Annotated in this window: 23 protein-coding genes; 18 read left to right on the top strand and 5 right to left on the bottom strand. The window is 69.8% G+C overall.

Features of this window, described 5'->3' with window-relative positions:
• Position 1 precedes the first annotated feature (1 nt).
• Positions 2 to 2,044 carry a molybdopterin-containing oxidoreductase family protein gene (locus ACFSCU_RS02290; protein WP_180549979.1) on the top strand — a complete coding sequence of 681 codons (2,043 nt, stop codon included), beginning with the start codon at positions 2 to 4 and terminating at the stop codon, positions 2,042 to 2,044.
• Positions 2,045 to 2,085: 41 nt separating this feature from the next.
• Positions 2,086 to 3,237 carry an aminopeptidase gene (locus ACFSCU_RS02285; protein WP_377559778.1) on the top strand — a complete coding sequence of 384 codons (1,152 nt, stop codon included), beginning with the start codon at positions 2,086 to 2,088 and terminating at the stop codon, positions 3,235 to 3,237.
• 303 nt (positions 3,238 to 3,540) lie between these two features.
• Here ACFSCU_RS02285 and ACFSCU_RS02280 read toward each other — a convergent pair whose 3' ends face one another.
• From ACFSCU_RS02280 to ACFSCU_RS02260, 5 genes are all read right to left on the bottom strand, one after another.
• Positions 3,541 to 3,801, bottom strand: coding sequence for an acyl-CoA-binding protein (locus ACFSCU_RS02280; protein WP_377559777.1), 261 nt, complete (start codon positions 3,799 to 3,801; stop codon positions 3,541 to 3,543).
• A gap of 85 nt (positions 3,802 to 3,886) precedes the next feature.
• A complete protein-coding gene (locus tag ACFSCU_RS02275) occupies positions 3,887 to 4,660 on the bottom strand; it encodes a hypothetical protein (protein WP_180549978.1) in 774 nt (257 codons plus the stop codon).
• A 9-nt stretch (positions 4,661 to 4,669) separates the two neighbouring features.
• Complete coding sequence (locus tag ACFSCU_RS02270) at positions 4,670 to 5,335, bottom strand: TetR/AcrR family transcriptional regulator (protein ID WP_377559775.1); 666 nt, start codon at positions 5,333 to 5,335, stop codon at positions 4,670 to 4,672.
• A 30-nt stretch (positions 5,336 to 5,365) separates the two neighbouring features.
• Complete coding sequence (locus ACFSCU_RS02265) at positions 5,366 to 6,586, bottom strand: DUF3108 domain-containing protein (protein WP_377559774.1); 1,221 nt, start codon at positions 6,584 to 6,586, stop codon at positions 5,366 to 5,368.
• A 69-nt stretch (positions 6,587 to 6,655) separates the two neighbouring features.
• On the bottom strand, positions 6,656 to 7,129 hold the full coding sequence (locus ACFSCU_RS02260) for a phasin family protein (RefSeq protein ID WP_180549975.1): 474 nt from the start codon (positions 7,127 to 7,129) through the stop codon (positions 6,656 to 6,658).
• Between the two features lie 190 nt (positions 7,130 to 7,319).
• Between ACFSCU_RS02260 and rfbB the strand changes: the two genes are divergently transcribed.
• From rfbB to ACFSCU_RS02180, 16 genes are all read left to right on the top strand, one after another.
• Positions 7,320 to 8,390 (top strand): dTDP-glucose 4,6-dehydratase, encoded by a 1,071-nt coding sequence (rfbB, locus tag ACFSCU_RS02255; protein ID WP_180549974.1) that lies wholly within the window; start codon positions 7,320 to 7,322, stop codon positions 8,388 to 8,390.
• A complete protein-coding gene (gene rfbD, locus ACFSCU_RS02250; RefSeq protein ID WP_377559773.1) occupies positions 8,387 to 9,280 on the top strand; it encodes a dTDP-4-dehydrorhamnose reductase in 894 nt (297 codons plus the stop codon). The genes rfbB and rfbD overlap by 4 nt, the downstream gene beginning before the upstream one ends.
• A 19-nt stretch (positions 9,281 to 9,299) precedes the next feature.
• Entirely contained in the window at positions 9,300 to 10,196 is an 897-nt protein-coding gene (gene rfbA / locus ACFSCU_RS02245) for a glucose-1-phosphate thymidylyltransferase RfbA (RefSeq protein ID WP_257646023.1), read from the top strand.
• Positions 10,193 to 10,750, top strand: coding sequence for a dTDP-4-dehydrorhamnose 3,5-epimerase (rfbC, locus tag ACFSCU_RS02240; protein ID WP_377559772.1), 558 nt, complete (start codon positions 10,193 to 10,195; stop codon positions 10,748 to 10,750). Before rfbA ends, rfbC begins: the two co-directional genes overlap by 4 nt.
• 19 nt (positions 10,751 to 10,769) lie before the next feature.
• Positions 10,770 to 11,576 (top strand): glycosyltransferase family 2 protein, encoded by an 807-nt coding sequence (locus tag ACFSCU_RS02235; RefSeq protein WP_308645788.1) that lies wholly within the window; start codon positions 10,770 to 10,772, stop codon positions 11,574 to 11,576.
• Positions 11,573 to 12,754 (top strand): acyltransferase family protein, encoded by a 1,182-nt coding sequence (locus ACFSCU_RS02230; protein WP_377559771.1) that lies wholly within the window; start codon positions 11,573 to 11,575, stop codon positions 12,752 to 12,754. Before ACFSCU_RS02235 ends, ACFSCU_RS02230 begins: the two co-directional genes overlap by 4 nt.
• Positions 12,755 to 12,853: 99 nt before the next feature.
• Positions 12,854 to 14,590: a type II secretion system ATPase GspE gene (gene gspE / locus ACFSCU_RS02225; protein ID WP_180549970.1), complete on the top strand. Its 1,737-nt coding sequence runs from the start codon at positions 12,854 to 12,856 to the stop codon at positions 14,588 to 14,590.
• Positions 14,583 to 15,824, top strand: a complete 1,242-nt coding sequence (locus ACFSCU_RS02220) for a type II secretion system F family protein (RefSeq protein WP_180549969.1) — start codon at positions 14,583 to 14,585, stop codon at positions 15,822 to 15,824. Before gspE ends, ACFSCU_RS02220 begins: the two co-directional genes overlap by 8 nt.
• Positions 15,825 to 15,856: 32 nt before the next feature.
• Positions 15,857 to 16,294 (top strand): type II secretion system major pseudopilin GspG, encoded by a 438-nt coding sequence (gene gspG, locus ACFSCU_RS02215; RefSeq protein WP_257645658.1) that lies wholly within the window; start codon positions 15,857 to 15,859, stop codon positions 16,292 to 16,294.
• Between the two features lie 67 nt (positions 16,295 to 16,361).
• The gene (locus ACFSCU_RS02210; protein WP_377559770.1) at positions 16,362 to 16,835 is read left to right on the top strand and encodes a GspH/FimT family pseudopilin; all 474 of its coding nucleotides are present in this window, start codon (positions 16,362 to 16,364) and stop codon (positions 16,833 to 16,835) included.
• Positions 16,832 to 17,245, top strand: a complete 414-nt coding sequence (locus ACFSCU_RS02205; RefSeq protein WP_180549968.1) for a type II secretion system protein — start codon at positions 16,832 to 16,834, stop codon at positions 17,243 to 17,245. Before ACFSCU_RS02210 ends, ACFSCU_RS02205 begins: the two co-directional genes overlap by 4 nt.
• Positions 17,246 to 17,520: 275 nt before the next feature.
• Positions 17,521 to 18,201 (top strand): prepilin-type N-terminal cleavage/methylation domain-containing protein, encoded by a 681-nt coding sequence (locus ACFSCU_RS02200; protein WP_377559768.1) that lies wholly within the window; start codon positions 17,521 to 17,523, stop codon positions 18,199 to 18,201.
• 227 nt (positions 18,202 to 18,428) lie between these two features.
• Entirely contained in the window at positions 18,429 to 19,193 is a 765-nt protein-coding gene (locus ACFSCU_RS02195; protein ID WP_377559766.1) for a type II secretion system protein GspK, read from the top strand.
• A gap of 27 nt (positions 19,194 to 19,220) precedes the next feature.
• Entirely contained in the window at positions 19,221 to 20,288 is a 1,068-nt protein-coding gene (locus ACFSCU_RS02190) for a PilN domain-containing protein (protein ID WP_377559765.1), read from the top strand.
• Positions 20,285 to 20,845, top strand: coding sequence for a type II secretion system protein GspM (gspM, locus tag ACFSCU_RS02185; protein ID WP_180549964.1), 561 nt, complete (start codon positions 20,285 to 20,287; stop codon positions 20,843 to 20,845). The genes ACFSCU_RS02190 and gspM overlap by 4 nt, the downstream gene beginning before the upstream one ends.
• A gap of 17 nt (positions 20,846 to 20,862) precedes the next feature.
• A partial coding sequence (locus ACFSCU_RS02180) for a hypothetical protein (protein ID WP_377559763.1) occupies positions 20,863 to 21,450 on the top strand: 588 nt, incomplete at its 3' end.

The following is a 21,450-nucleotide window of genomic DNA, read 5'->3' as shown; positions in this document are numbered from 1 at the left end:
CATGACCCAGTCCAACGAAGTGGTGGGCGCCTGCCCGCACGATTGCCCCGACACCTGCAGCCTGGTGACGACGGTGCAGGACGGCCGTGCCGTGCGCGTGCGCGGCAACCCGGCGCACCCGCCCACCGACGGCGTGCTGTGCACCAAGGTCTCGCGCTACGCCGAGCGCACGCACCACCCCGAGCGCATCCTGACGCCGCTGCGCCGCGCCGGCGCCAAGGGCGAGGGGCGCTTCGAGCCGATCGGCTGGGATGCGGCGCTGGATGAGATTGCCACGCGCCTGAAGGTCATCGCCGCGCGCAACCCGCAGGCCATCCTGCCCTACAGCTACGCCGGCACCATGGGGCTGGTGCAGGGCGAGTCGATGGACCGGCGCTTTTTCCACCAGCTGGGCGCCAGCCTGCTCGACCGCACCATCTGCGCCACCGCCGGCGGCGAGGCGCTGACGCGCACCCTCGGCGGCAAGGTGGGCATGCGGGTGGAGTTCTTTGCCGAGGCCAGGCTGATCCTGATCTGGGGCAGCAACTCGATCGCCAGCAACCTGCACTTCTGGCGCCTGGCGCAGCAGGCCCGGCGACAGGGCGCGCGCCTGGTCTGCATCGACCCGCGCAAGACGGAGACGGCCGACAAGTGCGACGAGCACATCGCCCTGCTGCCCGGCACCGACGCCGCGCTGGCGCTGGGGCTGATGCACGAGCTGATCGTGCACGACTGGCTGGACCACGACTACATCCAGCGCCATACGCGCGGCTGGCCCGCATTGCGCGAGCGCGCGCTGCTCTGGAATCCGGAGCGCGTGGCAGCGGTGTGCGGCATCACCGCCGATCAGGTACGCGGGCTGGCGCGCGCCTGGGGCACCACGCGGCCGGCGGCGATCCGCCTGAACTACGGCGTGCAGCGCTGCGCCGGCGGCGGCAATGCGGTGCGCGCCATCGCCTGCCTGCCGGCGCTCACCGGCGCGTGGCGGCACCGCGCGGGCGGCGTGCTGCTGTCGTCCTCGGGCGCGTTCCCGGTCGACCGCGCGGCGTTGCAGCGGCCCGACTTGCTGGCCGGGCGCACGCCGCGCACCGTGAACATGGTGCGGATCGGCGATGCGCTGAACGGCGATGCCGACGCGCTGTCGGGCGGCCCGCCCATCGAGGCGCTGGTGGTTTACAACAGCAACCCGGTGGCCGTGGCGCCCGAATCGCCCAAGGTGGTGCGCGGCTTCGCGCGCGAAGACCTGTTCACCGTGGTGCTGGAGCATTTCCGCACCGACACGGCCGATCACGCCGACATCGTGCTGCCCGCCACCACGCAGCTGGAGCACTGGGACATCCACCTCGCCTACGGCCACACCGACGTGCTGCTGAACCGCCCGGCGATGGCGCAGCAGGGCGAGGCGCGCAGCAACGCGCAGATCTTCCGCGACCTGGCGGCGCGCATGGGCTTCGATGCGCCGTGCTTTGCCGACAGCGACGAGGCGCTGTGCCGGCAGGCGTATGGCAAGCAGGTGAACTTCGACGAGTTGCTGGCGAACGGCTTCGCGCGCCTGAAGCTGCCGGACGCGCCGTTCGCCGAGGGCGGTTTTCCCACCGCGTCCGGTCGCTGCGAATTCGATAGTGAGCTGTCCAGAAAGGGCGGCGACTCACTGCCGAACCATGTGCCTAACCGTGAAGTGGCCGGCGCCAGTGCAGCCTACCCGCTGGCCATGATCTCGCCGCCGGCGCGGCACTTTCTCAACAGCAGCTTCGTCAATGTGCAGAGCCTGCGCAGCATCGAGGGCGAACCGCTGCTCGAAATTCATCCGCAAGACGCGGCGCCGCGCGGCATCGCCAGCGGCATGCTGGTCGAGGTGTTCAACAACCGCGGCCGCTACCACTGCAAGGCCGAGGTGAGCGAACGCGCCCGACCCGGCGTCGTCAACGGCCTGGGCATCTGGTGGCGCAAGCTGGGGCCGCGCGGCACCAACGTGAACGAACTCACCAGCCAGGCGCTGACGGACATGGGGCGCGGGCCGACGTTCTACGACTGCGCGGTGCAGGTGGCGCTGGCCGCGCCGTGACGCGGCGCGGAACCGACCCGCGCGCAGCGGCTCCGACGACCATGGCGCTCACACACCGCACCTCTCGCCGGCTGGCACTGTTTCTGGCGGCGCTGGCCGCGCTGGGCGTGCTCGGCGGCTGCACGCCCGTCGCCTATTACGCCCAGTCGGTGCAGGGCCACATCGCGCTGATGACGGCGGCGCGCCCCATCGACGACTGGCTGGCCGATCCGGCCACGCCGGCCGATCTGAAGCCGCGGCTGGAGCTGGCGCGCCGCATCCGCGCCTTCGCCGTCAGCGACCTGGCCCTGCCCGACAACGCCAGCTACCACCGTTACAGCGACCTGAAGCGCCGCGCCGCGGTGTGGAACGTGGCCGCGGCGCCGCCCGATTCGCTGACGCTGCGGCGCTGGTGCTTTCCGGTGGTGGGCTGCGTGGGCTACCGCGGCTATTACGACGAGGCCGACGCCAAAGCGCTGGCCGCGCAGCTTGAAAAAGACGAGGGGCTGGAAGTGCGCGTGTACGGCGTGCCGGCCTATTCCACGCTGGGCTGGCTGAACTGGGCGGGTGGCGATCCGCTGCTGTCCACCTTCATCCGCTACCCCGAGGGCGAGCTGGCGCGCATGGTGTTCCACGAGCTGGCGCACCAGGTGGTGTACGTGCGCGACGACACCATGTTCAACGAGTCGTATGCCACCGCGGTGGAGCGCCTGGGCGTGCGGCACTGGCTGGCCACGCAGGCCAGCGAGCAGGCGCGGCGCGACTACGCGGCGTTCGACGGCCGGCGCCGCGCGTTCCGGCAGCTGAGCCGCGACACGCGCGACGAACTGAACCGCGTTTATGCACAAAAAACGGCGCTGGCGCACGACCCGCAAGCGCTGCCTGCTCTCAAGTCAGAAGCAATGGCGCATTTTCGTCAGCGCTACGCGGCACTGAAGGCCGAGTGGGCGGCGGCCGGCACGCCGTTCGACGGCTTCGATCCCTGGGTGGCGCAGGCCAACAATGCGTTCTTCGGCATCCAGGCCGCCTACGACGAGCTGGTGCCGGGCTTCGAGGCGCTGTTCGCGCAGGTGGGCGGCGACTGGCCGCGCTTTCATGCCGCGGTGCGCGATCTGGCGCGCCAGCCCAAGGCGGAGCGGCAGGCGCAACTGCGCACCCTGGCCGACACCGCCACGGCCCGCGATGACGCCGTGGCGCCACGCCCGGCGGGGTGAATCCGGGCGGTGCCGGCGACCGGTTTGCGTTTGGATTGCTTGACTATCAAGAAGTCCGGGATGACGCCCGGGCCACATCCGCCGTGTGGGAGCGGGCTTGCCCGCGATCGAGCGTTGGTGGCGATGAGGCGGCTCATCGCGGGCAAGCCCGCTCCCACAACACGGTTTGAGACTTGTTGCGAATCAAGCTGATTTGATAGCGGCCAGCGCCCGGTTTAAAAGGATTTCAGAATCATTTGATTCTGAAATCCTTGTGTGGCGGGCGCAAACAGCTCACTTTTTTGATGTGGCCAGCCCTGCCGATCAACCCTGGCGCAGCTCTTCGATCAGGTCGATGTACTGCTGCATCGCCTCGTCGTTGCTGGTGCCCTCGAGCTTCTTCCACGCGTCCCACTTGGCGCGCGCCACGATGTCGGCAAAGCCCGGCTTGGCCTCTTCGTTGTCGCCCTCGGTGGCCTGCTTGTAGAGCGAGTAGATCTTCAGCAGCGTCATGTTGTCGGGGCGCTCGCTCAGCGTCTTGGAGTTGGCGACGGCTTCTTCGAAGCGGGCTTTCAGGTCGGACATGGGGTCTCCTTGGCAGGTGATGGCAGATGGCGCGCATCTTAGTGCGTTGCCCCCGCCGGCCACCCCGCGAACGCGGTATCGGCGGCTACAGCGCCAGGCTGGCGCGGGCTAGTTCCACCCACAGGCGCTCCACCGCATCGCGCGCGGGCAGCTGCGCCGCCTGCTCCTGCAGTCGGGTGGCCTCGGCCAGGCGCGCTTCGCCGTCCAGCATCAGCAGCGCATGGGCGCATTCGTACAGCACGGCGGGCGAGGCGGGCGCCAGCCGCTGCGCCTCGCACAGGTGCGACAGCGCAGCCTCGGCGCGCGCGCCGTAGGTCATGGCGCCCACCAGCGGGCCCACCTTGTCGATCACCGCGGCGTGAAAGGCGCCCAGCGCCACGTGGGCATAGGCGTGGCCGGGGGCCAGCGCCAGCGTGGCCTCCAGCGCGGCGCGCACCTGCGTGCCCAGCCCCTGCGCCAGCGCCCGCGCCACGTGGATGCCCTGCGCGTACTGCGCCAGCGCGTAGCCCTGCCAGTACCAGGCGTTGGCCTGGTCGGGCCGCTGCGCGGCGTGCTGCAGGGCGCGCGCGTGGATGCGCTTGAACAGCTCGATGCGCACCGTCTCCTGCGGCTCGACCAGCGCCGCGTGCGCGGCAGTTGCCCGGTTGGCGACGGCCAGGCCCTCGACGCCCACGGCCAGCCCCGCATCGGTGGCCTGCTCGAACTGGCCGGAGTGGAACAGCGCCCAGGCGTGCCACAGCGCGTCGCTGTGCGGCGTCGGCTCGGCGTCGACCGCGTGCAGCGCCGGCCACAGCGCGCGCACGTGGCCGATGTCGAAGCGGTAGTCGGCAGCGTAGGGGCAGGGCAGCCAGGTGCTCATGGCGATCGGTCAGGGGGTGGCCGGATCATAGGCCTCGATCAGCGCCGTGAGGTGCGCGCGCGACGCCTCGTCCAGGTGCGGCGCCAGCAGGCCCATCACGTGGTAGGCGCCGCGCAGCAGGGCGTCCTGGGCGTTCTCCGGCTCCATGGCGCTGCGCGGCTGCAGCACGTATTCGTAGCTCAGCCAGTAGGTCAGCAGCACCACCATGCTGGCGGCCACGGCGTCGCGCTGGCGGTCTTCGGCGGCGGAGGCGGCGCGCTTGGCCTGCAGGGTGTCGAGCAACTGGCGCAGCGCGGCGCGCTTGCGCAGCAGGATGGCGGGAAAGTGCGTCTCCAGCCGCCGGTTGCGCGACAGCAGGTGGCCGACGTCGCGGTACAGGAAGCGGTACTGCCAGATCAGCTCGAACAGCGAATGCAGGAAGAACCACGCATCCTCCACGTCCAGCACGTCGGTGCTGGCGGCCAGCAGCTCGTACAGCTGGCTCTCGTACTGGTCGAACAAGGTGTTGACCAGCTCGTCCTTGGACGGAAAGTGGTAGTACAGATTGCCCGGGCTGATGTTCAGCTCGGCCGAAATCATGGTGGTGGAGGCGTTGGGCTCGCCAAAGCGGTTGAACAGCTCCAGCGTGCTGGCCAGAATGCGCTCGGCGGTGCGGCGGGGCGCTTTCTTGGCCATGGGCTGTCTGGTCCGGATCTGGCGTCCGCTTCAGCGGGCGCCCGCGGAGGCCGGCGCCGTGGTGGCGGCGGGATCGGTGCGGTTGAGTCGGGCGGTGTCGACCACGGCATCCACCGCCGTGCCGTCGGGCCAGCTCCAGCGCAGGCGCGCGGGCAAGTAGTCCATGGCTTCGGCCAGCCAGACCTCGAGCCTGGCGGACGCTGTGGCCCCCTGGCCGCTCAGCGGCAGGCGGGTGAGCTTGAACGCCTGAACCGATTGGCTGCCCAGGGCCGTGATGGTTTCGGCGCCCTCGACCAGCCAGCGCGAGGGCTGAACCGCATCGCTGCCGGCGATGGGCAGCTCGAAGGTCTGGCCGGGTTCGAAGCGTCGGGCGTCGCCTGCCAGCCAGGCGCCCAGTTGAAGGACGACGCTCAATTCGTCCTGTGTGCCCGGCGGCAAGGCCGCGCTTTGCCCGGACGAGGCGAAGTGCACGGCAGGCTGGGCGTAGTCGAAGCGCGTCGGCGGCACCCCTGCGGTGCGTGGACCGGCCTGCACCGGCACCAGGCCCTGCGGCACCACCAGGCCGACGGAGCTCATGCGCAGTGCACTGAGAGCGGGCACGGAAGACTCCCAGTCGGCCTCGTAGATCTCGTCCGTGCGGCGCCAGGCCAGGGTGACGGGGCCGGTCACCGGCGCGCCGTTCAGCTGACCCTGCAGCCTGTACTGCAGCGTGGCAGCGCGTGGGACGCGCGCCGGCAGCGGCTCGCCGGCCTGGGCGAACTGGCGCGCCTGCTCGGCCGCCTCACCCTCCAGGCTGGGCTTCAGGGGGACTGTCGACCGGGAGCCACCGAAATCGCCCAGCGGCGGCGGCGCCAGCAGCGAGGCGGTGGGATCCATGACGCCACCGGCTGCGCCGCGCGATGGCGCCTCGGCGGGCGCGGGCTCGGGCGGCGCGGCACGGCGCGGTCGCGCGGCTGGCCGGGGCCTGGGCCGGGCTTGCGGCACCGCCGCAGGCACTGGCGGCGGCGCCGCGACTTCTTCCGGCACTTGTGGCGTCGCCATCGGTTCGGGCGGCGCAGCCGGCGGCGCAATGATCCGCGTGCTGACGGTGCCCACGGCGGAGCCGGCCCGCACCTGCTGCGTCAGTGGCGGCCAGCGCAACAGCAACATGGCGTGCAGGGCGAGCGCAAGTGCCGCTGCCACCACCAGCGCGCGCCGATGCTGCGGCGGCAACCGTGCCGGGACGAGGGGCTGCGAGAGAGGTGGCGTCATGGCGTGTTCGACACGGGGACGGTCTGGGTGTTCCTTTCGGTGCCGCGTCGCGCCGGCACCGTGCCCGCGTCAGGGCGTGCGTTTGGTGCGGGTCGCTGGCTTCTTCGCGGCAGCAGCAGCGGGTTCAGCCTCGGCGCCTTTGGGCTGCCGGGCCAGTGCCTGCTCGAGCGCCGCCACACGTGCCTCCAGGCGTTCCAGCGCTTCTGCATCGGGCAACCCGAGTCGGGCGAGTGCGCTGGCGACGCGTTTCTCGAAGATGCCCTCCAGCGCATTCCAGCGCTCAGGTCCGAGCGGACTGGTGGTGGCCATGGCTTCGATGCGCTGGGCGGCCTCGGCGAACTGGGCCTTGGCCAGGGCCTGGGTCTGGTTCTGCAGCGCCAGCCCTTGCTTGACCAGGCTGTCGAAGGCCTTGCTGCCCTCGGTTTGCGCCTTGGCCAGCGCGCCCATGCCGGCCAGCCAGATGTTCTGCGCCTGCTCCGGGCCGGCCGGGTGGGGCTGCGCCGGGGCGCGCTTGCTGGACGATTTGCTCGACGATGAAGCCATGGACACAAGGGGCGTGTGCCCCGATCAGCGGGAAAGGCGCTATTGTCACCGCTCGGTGCCGTCGCTCCAAGGCTGCGTGAAATAATCCGCCTGGGTACGTCCGCACCCAAGTTGCCCTGCTGCGTCCGCAAGGCTTGTCATCCGTTTTTTTTTTCCGGCGCCTGAGCGTCGAACCTGCAAAGCGATCAGCATGATCCTCGTCACCGGCGGCGCCGGCTTCATCGGCAGCAACTTCGTACTGGACTGGCTGGCTGGGGGCGATGAACCCGTCGTCAACCTCGACAAACTCACCTACGCTGGCAACCTGGCCAACCTGGCCTCGGTGCAGGGCGATGTGCGCCACACCTTCGTGCAAGGCGACATTGGCGACAGTGCCCTCATCGACCGCCTGCTGGCCGAACACCGCCCGCGCGCCATCGTCAACTTCGCCGCCGAAAGCCACGTCGACCGCTCCATCCACGGCGCCGAAGACTTCATCGCCACCAACATCGTCGGCACCTTCCGCCTGCTCGAAGCCGCGCGCGGCCACTGGAGCCAGCTGCCCGCCGACGACAAAGCCGCCTTCCGCTTCCTGCACGTGTCCACCGACGAGGTCTACGGCACCCTGGCCCCCGACGCCCCCGCCTTCACCGAAGAGCACGTCTACGAGCCCAACAGCCCCTACAGCGCCAGCAAGGCCGCCAGCGACCACCTGGTGCGCGCCTGGCGCCACACCCACGGCCTGCCGGTGCTCACCACCAACTGCTCCAACAATTACGGCCCGTATCATTTCCCCGAGAAACTCATCCCGCTGATGATCGTCAACGCCCTGGCCGGCAAGCCCCTGCCCATCTACGGCGACGGCCAGCAGGTGCGCGACTGGCTCTACGTCACCGACCACTGCAGCGCCATCCGCCGCGTGCTCGAAGCCGGCAGGCTGGGCGAAACCTACAACATCGGCGGCTGGAACGAGAAGACCAACCTGGCCATCGTCCACACCATCTGCGACCTGCTGGACGAGCTGCAGCCGCGCGCCGACGGCCAGAGCTACCGCACGCAGATCACCCATGTGCAAGACCGCCCCGGCCACGACCGGCGCTACGCCATCGACGCGCGCAAGATCGAACGCGAACTGGGCTGGCGGCCGGCCGAAACCTTCGACACCGGCATCCGCAAGACCGTGGGCTGGTACCTGGCCAACGCCGGCTGGGTGCAGAACGTGCAAAGTGGCGCCTACCGCGACTGGGTGGCTACGCAGTACGGCGTAGGGCAGGGTGCATGAAGATCCTGCTGCTGGGCAAGAACGGGCAGGTCGGCTGGGAAGTGCAGCGCAGCTTGGCGCCGCTGGGCGAGCTCATCGCGCTCGACCGGCGAGGTGATACGGGCCTGTGCGGCGATCTGGCCGATCTGGATGGCCTGGTCGCCACTGTGCGTGCCGTGCGGCCTCAAGTCATCGTCAATGCCGCTGCATATACGGACGTGGACAAGGCCGAGAGCGAGCCCGAACTGGCCCACCGCATCAACGCCGAAGCCCCCGCCGTGCTGGCACGCGAAGCCCAGGCCTGTGGCGCCCTGCTGGTGCACTACAGCACCGACTACGTGTTCGACGGCAGCGGCCAGCGACCTTGGCAGGAGGGCGATGCCACCGGCCCTTTGAGCGTGTACGGCCGCACCAAGCTCGAAGGCGAGCGCGCCATCGTGCAGGCAGGTGCGCCCCATCTCATCCTGCGCACCAGCTGGGTTTATGCCGCCCGCGGTGGCAACTTCGCCAAGACCATGCTGCGCCTGGCGCAGGAGCGCGAGCGCCTCACCGTGATCGACGACCAGTGGGGCGCCCCCACCGGTGCCGAACTGATCGCCGACGTGACGGCGCACACCATCGTGCACACGAGCCTGCAACCCGCCAAGGGTGGCATCTACCACCTGGCCGCCAGTGGCCAGACCACCTGGCATTCTTATGCAAAACACGTGTTTGCGCAGGCGCAGCAAGCGCAGGCAGCTATCAATATCAAAGTAAAAGAAGTCCTGCCCATCCCCGCCAGCCAGTACCCGACCCCCGCACGCCGGCCGCACAATTCGCGTCTGGACTGCAGTCGCCTGCAAGCCGTCTTCGGCCTGAAGCTGCCCCCCTGGCAGCAGGGCGTCGACCGCATGCTGGCCGAAATCCTTTGACGCGCCCCTCTTGAAGCACATGACCCCACGCAAAGGCATCATCCTCGCCGGAGGCTCGGGCACCCGCCTGCACCCGGCCACGCTGGCCCTCAGCAAACAGCTGCTGCCGGTGTACGACAAGCCTATGATCTACTACCCGCTGGCCACCCTCATGCTGGCCGGCATCCGCGACATCCTGGTCATCAGCACCCCGCAGGACACCCCGCGCTTTCAGCAACTGCTGGGCGACGGCAGCCAGTGGGGCATCAGTCTGAGCTACGCCGTGCAGCCCAGCCCCGATGGTCTGGCACAGGCCTTCATCATCGGCGAGCAGTTCATCGGCAATGCCCCCAGCGCCCTGGTGCTGGGCGACAACATCTTCTACGGCCACGACTTCGAAACCCTGCTCAGCGATGCCGACGCCCGCAGCGAAGGCGCCACCGTGTTCGCCTACCACGTGCACGATCCCGAGCGCTACGGCGTGGTGGAGTTCGACCCTTCAGGCAAGGCCGTCAGCATCGAGGAGAAGCCGCCCCAGCCCAAGAGCAGCTACGCCGTCACTGGCCTGTATTTCTACGACAGCCAGGTCGTGGACATCGCTAAGGCCACCCAGCCGAGCGCGCGCGGCGAGCTGGAAATCACCAGCGTCAACGACGCCTACCTGCAGCAAGGCCAGCTCAATGTGCAGATCATGCAGCGCGGCTATGCCTGGCTGGACACCGGCACGCACGACAGCCTGCTCGATGCCGGCCAGTTCATCGCCACGCTGGAGCGCCGCCAGGGCCTGAAGATCGCCTGCCCGGAAGAAATCGCCTGGCGCAAGGGTTTCATCGACAGCGCCAGGCTGGAGCAACTGGCGCAGCCGCTGGCCAAGAGCGGGTATGGGCAGTATCTGATCCGCATGCTGCGCGAAACACGACCAGAGGTGCGGGTATGAGAGCGTTGTCCACGGCGATCGAGGGCGTACTTATCCTCGAACCCAAGGTGTTCGGCGATGCGCGCGGATTCTTCATGGAAAGCTACAACCGCCGCGCCTTTACCGAAGTCACTGGGCTGGACGTCGACTTCGTGCAGGATAACCACAGCCGCAGTCGCAAAGGTGTGTTGCGCGGGCTGCACTATCAGATCCGGCAGCCGCAGGGCAAGTTGGTCCGCGTGACCAGCGGAGCGGTGTTCGATGTGGCGGTCGATATCCGCCGCACGTCGCCCACTTTTGGTCGCTGGGTGGGGGTTGAACTGACGGCCGAGAATCACCGCCAACTCTGGGTGCCCGCAGGCATGGCGCATGGCTTCGTGGTGCTCAGCGAGACGGCTGATTTCATGTACAAGACGACCGACTACTACGCACCGGAGCATGAGCGCAGCATTGCATGGAACGATCCGAGCATTGGCATCGAGTGGCCGCTCGCGGCGCACGGCATTGACGCGCCACAGCTCTCTGAAAAGGATCGTGTGGGCCAACTCCTGGCCCAGTCTGAAGTCTTTGCATGATGTTTGGTGAGCGCCTGGCGTGAACGGCATCTGCGTGTCCATCATCAGCCACCGGCATGGCGGCGACGTGGTGCGATTGCTGGACGAACTGGCGTCGCTGGATGAGCCAGAACTTCGGCGCGTCATCCTGACCCTGAACCTGCCCGAGGACGAACTGGCGGCCAAGCTGCGTCAAAGGGCGTGGCCGTTTGAGCTGGAGACCGTGGAAAACGCCGCGCCCAAGGGGTTCGGGGCCAACCACAACCAGGCGTTCGCTCTCGACGCCCGGCGCGGTGCGAGCGAATACTTCGCGGTCGTCAACCCGGACATTCGGCTGCGCGGCAATCCGTTTGGCGCGCTGACGCGCCGGCTCGCCAGTGGCGATGCCCGTCTGGGCGTCAGCTACCCTGTGCAGATGGCCGAGGATGGCCGCAGGCAGGATCACGAGCGGCTGTTGCCCACGCCCCTGCGGCTGGCGCGCCGCTATCTGCCTGGGGCGCCGCGGCGCGAGGTGCATACCGGCGACCGCCCAGACTGGGTCAACGCAGCCTTTCTGCTGCTGCGGCGCGAGGCTTATGCCAGCGTCGGCGGCTTTGACGACGCCTACCATATGTACTGCGAGGACGTGGATCTTTGTTTGCGACTGCAACTCGCCGGCTGGCAACTGGCGCGTGTGGACGAGGCGGTTGTCGTGCATGACGCGCAGCGGGCCAGTCGCCGTCATCCGCAGCACCTCGGCTGGCACGTTCGCAGCCTCCTGCGGCTTTGGCGCTCGCGCGCCTGGCGCGCCTGGCGTGCGGGGCTGGCCCGAGACAGTGTCTTTGTGGACTCCACCGATCTCCGATGAGCAAGCACACCGTTCCCCTTTACCAGCGTAATTTCGGCTTGGACGTGCTGCGCTCCCTGTCGATCTGCGTGGTGCTCATGAACCACGGTTTTCTGGGTTTTTTCGTCAGCACCGGTCTGTCCAAGTGGGAGGGCTGGCGCGCGGCGGTCAGCGCGTGTGCGGTGTTCGCCATCGAGTGGTTGTTCGTGCTGAGCGGATTCCTGATCGGTTCGATGATGATCCGCAGCTTCGAGGCGCGCGATGGCTGGTGGGCGAGTGCACGAGACTTCTGGCTCCGGCGCTGGTTTCGCACCATTCCCAACTACTACCTGTTCCTGGCGTTGAACGCAGCACTGGCCTGGTGGGGGATAGAGGAAGGGCGCTTCGATTGGTCGTTCGCGGTGTTCTCGCAGAACCTGGCCTGGGCGCAGGAAAAGCCCCTGTTCTTCGCCGAAGCGTGGTCGCTGGCGCTTGACGAGTGGTTCTATTTCCTGATGCCCATTCTGATCGGTGTGGTGGCCTGGATGCGGCATCTGGAGCGGCGTCATCTGTTCTGGGCTGTTGCGCTGGTGCTGATCCTGATTCCCTCCGTCCTGCGCAGCATCATCACTCCGCCCGCACACTTTTTCGAGTGGGACGACCATGTGCGCCGCGTTACCATCATGCACCTGGATGCCACCGGCTGGGGCGTGGCGGCGGCCATCCTCAACCGCTGGCATGGCGCCTGGTGGGGGAGTCGCCAGGGCTTCAAGGCGCTGATCGGTGCAGCGTTGCTGCTTGGGGCAGTGGCCGCCATGTTCTACTTCATGCGCGTCGATTGGCGCGGCTTTGCCGGCGGGCGCTTCAACGATCTGGCGCTCATTGCCGCCCCCTCCGTGGGGGTCGTGCTGACGCTGCCGTGGCTCTCCAGTCTCCAGGTGCGGTCACGTGCCCTGCGCCTGCTGGCGGCCAGGGTCGGTGACTACTCTTACTCGGTGTATCTGAGTCATTTCCCCCTGCTGCTGATCATGGTGTATGTCTTCAAGGTCATGGGCTGGGATATCGGCGCCATCATCGGTTGGGTGGTGCTGGTCTGGCTCATGGCGGTATTCGCGGTGTCGGCGCTGGTGTTTCACAGTTTCGAGAAACCCGTCTCCGATTTGCGCGAGCGCTTCACCAAGCGCGTGCAGGCCGGTCCGTTCAGCCGAGGTGAGGTCTGAGGAAAAGGTTCTGGCAGCAGGCGCCAGCTGTCTACGTAGAATCCATGCGCTGCACGCGCCAGAAGATCGCCTGATCTGCCCGTGTGTGACGGATCCCCGATGCCCGAGCCCCTCCTGAACGAAGCCGCTTTCCCTTCATCCTCCATTCGCGCCGTGCGTTGGCCCGAGTACGGTGACCTGCTGGTCCGTGCCGGCAAGCTCACCCCGCGCGACTTGGAGCGTGCCTTGGCGGCCCAGCGTGAGATGGGCGGCGCCCTCGACGGGGTCCTCGTGAGCCTGGGGCTGGTATCGGAGTCTGACGCCGCGCATGCGCTGGCGGAGCATCTGCAGTTGCCTTTTGTTCAGGGCGAGGCATTTGCGGACGTGGTGCCCGAACTGGAGGGCCTTCTGCCCGAGTTCCTGCGCACCCACCGCGTGCTGCCCTTGCGTGCCGAAGACGGGCATTTGCACGTGGTGATGCGCGCGCCGCACGATGCTTTCGTCGTCAAGGCGCTGCACCTGACCACCGGGCTGGAGGTGCATCCGGCCGTCGGCCTGGCTTCGGATATCGACAAGGCGCTGCAGCGCGTACTGGACGAACCGGATGCCGAGGGCAGCGAGGGTGGGCTGGCCGAAGAGGGCGACGCCGGCGACTTCGTAGAGCATCTGCGCGACCTGGCCAGCGAGGCGCCGGTCATCCGCCTGGTCAACACCATCATCGGCCGCGTGATCGAGCTGCGCGCCTCCGACATCCATCTCGAGCCGTTCGACGACGGCCTGCACGTGCGCTACCGCGTCGACGGCGTGCTGCATCCCGGCGAGGTGGTGCCGTCGCAGCAGGGTGCGGCGGTCAGCTCGCGCGTCAAGCTGCTGGCGCACCTCGACATCGCCGAGCGCCGCCTGCCGCAGGACGGCCGTATCAAGACCCGCGTGAAAGGGCGCGAGCTGGACCTGCGCGTCTCCACCGTGCCCACCGTGCACGGCGAAAGCGTGGTCATGCGCGTGCTCGACCGCGCCAGCGTGCGCCTGAGCCTGGAGGACATGGGCTTCGAGCGCGAGACCCTGGCCAGCTTCAATCAACTGATCCATCGTCCGCATGGCATCCTGCTGGTCACGGGCCCCACCGGCTCGGGCAAGACCACCACGCTGTACGCCGCGCTGGCCAAGCTCGATTCGGTGTCGCAGAAGATCATCACCGTCGAGGACCCGGTCGAATACCAGCTCGAAGGCATCAACCAGATCCAGGTCCACAGCCAGATCAACCTGACCTTCGCCAACGCCCTGCGCTCCATCCTGCGCCAGGACCCGGACATCATCATGATCGGCGAGATGCGCGACGGCGAAACGGCGCAGATTGCCGTGCAGTCCTCGCTCACCGGCCATCTGGTGCTGTCCACCCTGCACACCAACACCGCCGCCAGCGCCGTGGTGCGCATGCAGGACATGGGGGTCGAGCGCTACCTCATCACCTCCACCGTCAATGGCGTGCTGGCGCAGCGCCTGGTGCGACGGCTGTGCGTGCACTGCAAGACGCCGGTGCAGCCCGATCCGGCGCTGCTGCAAAGCTCCGGCCTCGGCCGCTTTCTGCCGCCCGGCGCGCCGATCTACGGAGCCAGGGGCTGCGACCATTGCCGCGGCACCGGTTACCAGGGCCGCACCGGCATTCACGAGCTGCTGGTGGTCGACGAGGCCATGCGCAGCGCCATCCTGCAGGGGTTGGACGCATCGGCGCTGCAATCCATCGCCGTCAAGGCCGGCATGTACACGCTGTACGACGACGGCCTGCGCAAGGTGGCCGCGGGCGTGACCAGCCTGGACGAAGTGTTGCGCGCCACGCAGGACCAGGGCGATGCCTGAATTCGCCTGGCGCGCCGCGCAACCCGATGGGCAACTGGTCGAGGGCCGCACCGAAGCCGGCGCCGCCGATGCCGTGCTGCGCCAGTTGCGCGAGCGCGGCCTGACGCCGTTGCGCGTACAGGACGCGGCCGAGGCGCCCGTCGCCGCCGCCAGTGCCAGGGGCCTGCGCGGCCGCACCAGCCGTCGCGCGCTGCGCGGCCCGGTCACCCAGGCCGACCTGCTGGCGCTGACGACCGAGCTGTCCATCATGCTGCGCGCCGGCCTGGCACTCGACAACGCGCTGCGCGTGCTGATCGAGATGAGCGCCAAGCCCAGCGTGCGCACGCTGCTCGAAGGCATCCTGGAGGACGTCAAGGGCGGCGCGCCGTTCAGCCGCGCCTTGAGCACCCGCAAGGAATTGTTCGGCGACTTCTACATCAACATGGTGCGCTCGGGCGAGGCCAGCGGCCAGATGTCGCAGGTGCTCGAACGCCTGGTGGCGCACATGAACCGCTTGCGCGCACTGCGCGAAAGCGTGGTCTCGGCCACCATCTACCCGGCCATTCTGCTGGGCGTGGCGCTGCTGTCGCTGGTGGGCATGCTGGGCTTCGTGGTGCCGCAGTTCGAGAAGCTGTTCAAGGACATGGGCGATGCGCTGCCGCTGCCCACGCGCATCGTCATGATGCTGGGGCAGGGCTTCAAGCACTACGGGCTGGCCATCGCCATCGCCGCGCTGCTGCTGGGCTGGCTGGGCTGGCGCTGGCTGCGCTCGCCGGCGGGGCAGATATGGTGGCAAAACCTGGCCCTGCGCTTGCCCATCATCGGCAGCCTGCTCTACAAATATGAGCTGACGCTGTTCACCCGCTCGCTCGGCACCCTGCTGGGCAACGGCGTGCCCCTGCTCACCGCCCTGCACATCGCCACCGAGACCGTGGGCAACCTCAACCTGCGCGCGCCGCTGGCCAAAATGGCGCCGCAGGTCAAGGAAGGCGTGCGCATCACCCGCGCCATGGACAGCACCCAGGTGTTTGAACCTTTGGCCATCAACCTGGTCAGAGTGGGCGAGGAAACCGGCCGCATCGGCCCCATGATGCTGGAGCTGTCCGACGTGCTCGACCGCGAGGTCGAAACCGGCATCAAGCGCGCGCTGACCCTGCTGGAGCCGGTGCTGATCCTGCTGCTCGGCGTGCTGATCGCCGCCATCATCGTCTCCATCCTTCTGGGTATCCTGTCGATCAACGATCTGGCGGGCTAAGGCCCTGTGTATCAATTGAAAGGAATCGCTTCATGAACCGCAACCTCCGCCCCTTGATGGCGCGCGCGGCGCGTGGCTTCACGCTCATCGAGATGCTGGTGGTCATCGCCATCATCGCCCTGCTGGCCGGCCTGGTCGGCCCCGCCGTGATGGACCGCCTGGGCGGCGCCAAGAGCAAGACCGCCGGCATCCAGATCGCCGACCTCGACAAGTCCATGGAGCTGTTCAAGCTCGACGTCGGCCGCTACCCCACCAATGCCGAGGGCCTGCAGGCGCTGGTCACCAAGCCCGCCTCCGCCAACGGCTGGAACGGCCCCTACCTCAAGGGCGGCCTGCCCAGCGACCCCTGGGGCAACCCCTACCGCTATGCCAACCCCGGTCCCAACGGCGGCATCGAGATCCTCTCGCTCGGCGCCGACAACGCCCCTGGCGGCGAAGGCGAGAACGCCGACGTGCGCAACAAGCAGTGAGCAACGCGCGCGGGCAGATTTGATGTCAAATTGGCCTCCAGCGCTTATGTAGCAAGCGCCAGCAGCTATGAATACCGCAGCAAACCGCTGGCCCAGGCACGCCGCCGGCTTCACGCTCATCGAGCTGCTGGTGGTGTTCGCCCTCGTCGCCTTGATCGCCGGCCTGGTGCCCATCGCCTTCAACCGCCTGCACGAATCCGCCCAGTACCGCGACACCGTGCGCGCGGTGCTTACCGACCTGCGCACCGCCCGGGCGCTGGCGCAAAGCAGCGGCACCGAGGTGCGCTTCGCCGTCCACCCGCAGGCCCGCACCTTCGGCGTCGAGGGCGCCGAGCCGCAGCACGTGCCCGAGCCGCTGGTGCTGCGCGCCGTGATGGCGGCCGAGGAGTCCGGCGCCGACGGCAGCCTGGCCATTCGCTTCCTGCCGCGCGGCGGCGCCTCCGGCGGCAGCGTCGATTTGATCCGGCCCTCCGGCAGCGGCGTGCGCCTGCGCGTCGACTGGTTCTCCGGCCGCGTCGAGCAGGAGGCGATTGCGCCATGAGGGCACACACGGCGCGCCGGGCGCGCGGCTTCTCGCTGCTCGAAATCCTGGTCGCCTTCGCCATTGCCGCCATGGCGCTGGGCATGCTGTACCGCGTCACCGGCAACAACGCACGCCAGGCCGGCGGTCTGGCGCAGCACGAACGCGCCATGCTGCTGGCCGAATCGCTGCTGGCTGCGCACGAGACCGTGCCGCCGCAGGGCCTGAACGAGTCCGACCAGGCCGCCGGCTACGCCTGGCAGCTGCGCAGCCAGCCCTACCCGACGCCCGCCAACAGTGCTCCGCAGGCGGCGCGCCTGCACGAAGTCCAGGTCAGCGTGCACTGGCTCGACGGCAACGCACCGCGCAGCTTCGAGCTCGCCAGCCTGCGCCCCGAGCGCCTCGCCGTGCCGGGGAGGGCGCCACCATGACCCTCGCCCCGACAATCCGTCGGCGCCCGCTTTCTTCTTTTGTGGGAGCGGCCTTGGCCGCGATGGGGGCACCGCTCGCCGGCCAGGCCGATCGCGGGCAAGCCCGCTCCCACAAGTCTCATGGCGCACCGCCCCCCCCGCGATGCCAGAGCCGAAAGAGCCGAGAGGCCGCGGAGCAGGCCGCACGGGGAGCGCCGTGGCCGGACCTGCGCCGGCCACTGGCGTTGTCCCCCCTCCCGCAGGAGAGGGGGGAAGGCGCGAAGCGACTCAGGGGGGTGTTTCACTGCCACGGCTTCACGCTGGTCGAAGTCCTGATCGCTCTGGCCCTCCTGTCGCTGCTCATGCTGGTGCTCAGCGGCGCGCTGCGGGCCATGGGCCAGACCGAAGAGCGCGTCGAGCAGCGCGTCGCCGCGGCCGACGACTACCGCGCCGCCGTCCAGCTGCTGAACGACGTGCTCGGCCGCGTCTCGGCGCGCCGCTACGCATCGCTGCAGGCCGGCACGCCGCAGCAGCAGCCCTTCTTCCAGGCCGCGCCCGACACCCTGGCCTGGATCGGCGTCATGCCCGCGCGCTACGGCCTGGGCGGGCGCCACTACCTGCGCCTGGCGGTCGAGCCGGGGCCGGACGGCGACGGCCAGCTGGTGCTGCGCTACGCGCCCTGGAGCGGCGCGCCCACGTTCGACGCCTGGCCCCAGGCCCAGGCCCGGGTGCTGGCGGCGCCCGTGCAGTCGCTCGCGCTGCGCTACCAGGAGCCGGCCAGCGGTGGCTGGAGCCCGGTCTGGCCGCCGCCCGGCGTGCCCCTCAACACCTTGCCGTCAACCCTGCTGCCCGGCGCCGTCGCCCTGCAGATCGACGGCGCCCAGCCCGCCTGGCCGCCGCTGGTGGTGCCGCTGCGCGCCACGCGCACCAGCGACCCTTCGGCCCAGGGTGGCAGCTTTGGGGGTGGTGCGAGATGAAACACCCCCCTGAGTCGCTTCGCGCCTTCCCCCCTCTCCTGCGGGAGGGGGGACAACGCCAGTGGCCGGCGCAGGTCCGGCCACGGCGCTCCCCGTGCGGCCTGCTCCGCGGCCATCGGGCTCTTTTTGTTTCAAGCGACGTGGGGGACGCGCAGCGCGGTGGAGCGACTGAGAGGGAGCAAGCCGAGCAGCGCCCACCCACCCCGCCCGCGCGGCGCGCCGCCGGCATGGCGCTGATCGCCGTGCTGTGGATCGTCGCCGCCCTCAGCCTCATGGTGATCGGCCTGGCCGGCACCGTGCGCCAGCAGATCCAGATCATCGGCAACCAGCGCGACCAGGTCAGCGGCCTGGCCGCCGGCGAGGCCGCCATCGCGCTCGCCCTGCAGGCGTTGCAGGTGGCGCCCCAGCGCCCGGCCGGCAGCAGCACGCTCGCGCTGTCCTACGGCGGCCTCGACATCGCCGTCGAGCTCGCGCCGCTCAACGGCACGATTTCGCTCAACGGCGCCGGCGTGCCGCTGCTGGCGGCGCTGCTGCAGGGCGCCGGCGGCCTCGACGCCGGCCGCGCCCAGGCGCTGGCGGGCGAGCTCGTGGCCTGGCGCGACGGCCGCCCCGACGTCGACCCCACCGCCCCCGGCGCCGCCAGCGTGCAGGCACGCCGCTTCGAGGCCACCGAAGACCTGCTGCTGGTGCCCGGCGTCGACTACGCGCTCTACGCCCGCATCGCGCCCCTGGTCAACGCCGACCTCAACACCGGCCAGGTCAACCCGCTGGCCGCGCCGCCGGCCGTGCAGGCCCTGCTGGCCGCCGCCGGCCTGCAAAGCCCGCCCGCCGGCGGCGGCACAGATGTTTACCGGCTGCAGGCCAGGGTGCCGCTCGAAGCTGGCAAAATACTGCTCCTGACGCAAGACGTCGCCCTGGGCGCGGCGCTGGCGCACACGGCACCCTGGCGCATCCTGCGCGCCGACCGGCAAATCCTGTCCCCGGCGGCCTGAACCCAAAGGTCGCCCTTCGTTTTCTGCATGGCCCTTCTCAGCACCGACTCCCGCAGCTTCTTCGGTCTCGACACCGGCGCCTGGCGCACCAGCGCGCAGCGCCTGCTCGCGCTGCCGGCGCTGCGCTGGGTGCAGCCCGCCGTGCGCGTGCAGCTGCGCCAGGCCGACGGCCAGACCAGCCACTGGAACCTGGCGCACGGCGTCGCCACGCCCGCGCCGGCGGGCGGTGAAGCCCCGGTGGCTGCGCTGCAACTGCCCGCCGACCGGGTGCTCGAACGCCGCCTCACGCTGCCGCCACTGGCGCCGGCCGAGCTGGCGCAGGCGGTCCAGCTCGACGTCGCCGCCGCCAGCCCTTTCGGCGCCGCCCACACCGTCTATGGCTTCTCCGCCGCGCCCACGGCCGACGGCCTGCAGCGCGTCGACGTCGCCGTCACCTCGCGCCAGGAGGTCGAAGCCGCGCTGCGCCAGGCCGGCGCCGACCCCGCCGCGCCGCCCGAAGTCTGGGTGCTGCCCGCCGCGCCGTCCGGCGCCGTCCTGCGCCCCCTGGTGCTGCGCGGCTACGGCCAAGACCTGCGCCAGCGCCTGGCCCGGCAAGGGTTGCTGCTGCGCGGGGCGCTGCTGGCGCTGGCGCTGGTGCTGTTGGCGGCGCTGGCGCTCACGCCCACCCTCATGCTGCGCCAGCGCGCGATCCAGGCGCAGCAATCCTTCGAGGCCCTGCAGCGCCAGGCCGCGCCCCAGATCGCGCAGCGCGAGGCCCTGATGCAGCGCCTCGAACGCCTGCAGGCGCTCGACAAGCTGCTGGCCCGCCAGCTCGCCCTGCCGCCCGTGCTCGACATGCTGACGCGCGCGCTGCCCGACGGCGCCTGGCTCACCGCCCTGCGCACCGAAGGCGGCAAGCTGGTGCTCAACGGCAACGCCGACGACGCCGCCGCCCTGGTGCAGCGCCTGGCCGCGCAACCCGGCGTGCACGACGTGCGCCTGGCCTCGCCCGCCACCCGCGGCTTCGGCGCCACCAAGGAGACCTTCATCATCGAACTGCAACTCGACGCCCACCGCTACGGACTGGCGCGTCCGGCGAGCGGAGGTCATCAGTGACCACCCGCCCCGAACCACGCTGGCTCGCGCTCGGCGCGCTGGCCGTCCTGCTGCTGGCCCTGGCCGCCGCCGCGCTGTGGGTCGCCGGTGTGCACCAGCGCGCCGCCGCGCGCCTGGCCGAACTGGAGCCGCGGCATGCACGCCTCGCCGGTTTGCTACAAAGCGGAGAGCGCCTTACGCAATCCCAGCAAGCGCTGCAGGCCAATTTGGCTCAATTCGTTCACCCGCCAGAAGCGGATGCCGCCCAGCTCGGCAACACGGTGCTGCAGCGCGTGCGCGAACTCGCCACCACGCAGGGCCTGCGCGTCACCAGCAGCCAGACCGCCGCGCCGCGCGAGGACAAGGACCAGCCCGGCTTCGGCCGCATCGGCGTCAGCCTGCGGGTTGAAGGCGACTGGCCGCAGCTGCAAAGCCTGTTGCGTGCCCTGCCGGCCGAGCGTCCCGCCATCTACAGCGACACCATGCAACTCCTGTCGCAAGGCACCCAGGCCGGCCGCGCCTCAGCGATGATCCAGGCGCAGCTCGAACTGTTCGTGCTGCAGGAGCGCCAGCCATGAGCGCGCAAGCTCGTCCCATGACCGGCCCCACCGCCGGGCTGCTCGCCCTCGACCTCGGCCTGGCCGCCGTGCTGGCCGTGCTGTGGCTGGCGCCCGGCGCGCCGGCGCAATGGCGCACCTGGCAGGCGCCACAGCCGCAGCCGCCCTCGCTCGACGACATCGACGCCGCCCAGCTCACGCCCAACCCTGCCGCCGGCGCCGCCTATCCCGGCGTGCTGCAGCGCCCCCTGATGGACCCCGCCCGGCGCCCGCAGGCCGCTGCCAGTGCGCCGGCCGCCGCCGCCGCCGCGCCCCCGCCGCCCGCCGCGATCGAAAAAATCAAGCTGCTCGGCATCGTGGCCGGCCCCGCCCTGAGCGGCGTGCTGATCGACGAAGACGGCCAGTCCCGCTTCGTGCGGCGCGGCGAGCGCGTCGGCGACTGGACGCTCGACAGCCTGCAGGACCGTGCCGCTGCCTTCGTGCGCGGCGCCGAACGCCGCAGCATCGAGCTGCCGGTGACTTACGCCGATGCCGATGCGGCGGCCACCCCGCCCAGCCCCGGCCGCCCCGCGGCGCGGTCTGCCGCGCCCGCCGCGCGCACCCCGGCGGCGCCCCCGGCGGCCGCG

It is taken from the genome of Ottowia beijingensis, from assembly GCF_042680925.1.
GTDB lineage: Bacteria > Pseudomonadota > Gammaproteobacteria > Burkholderiales > Burkholderiaceae_C > Ottowia > Ottowia beijingensis.
The sequence above is the reverse complement of the archived record's forward strand: the minus strand, read 5'-3'. Positions and strand labels throughout refer to the sequence as shown.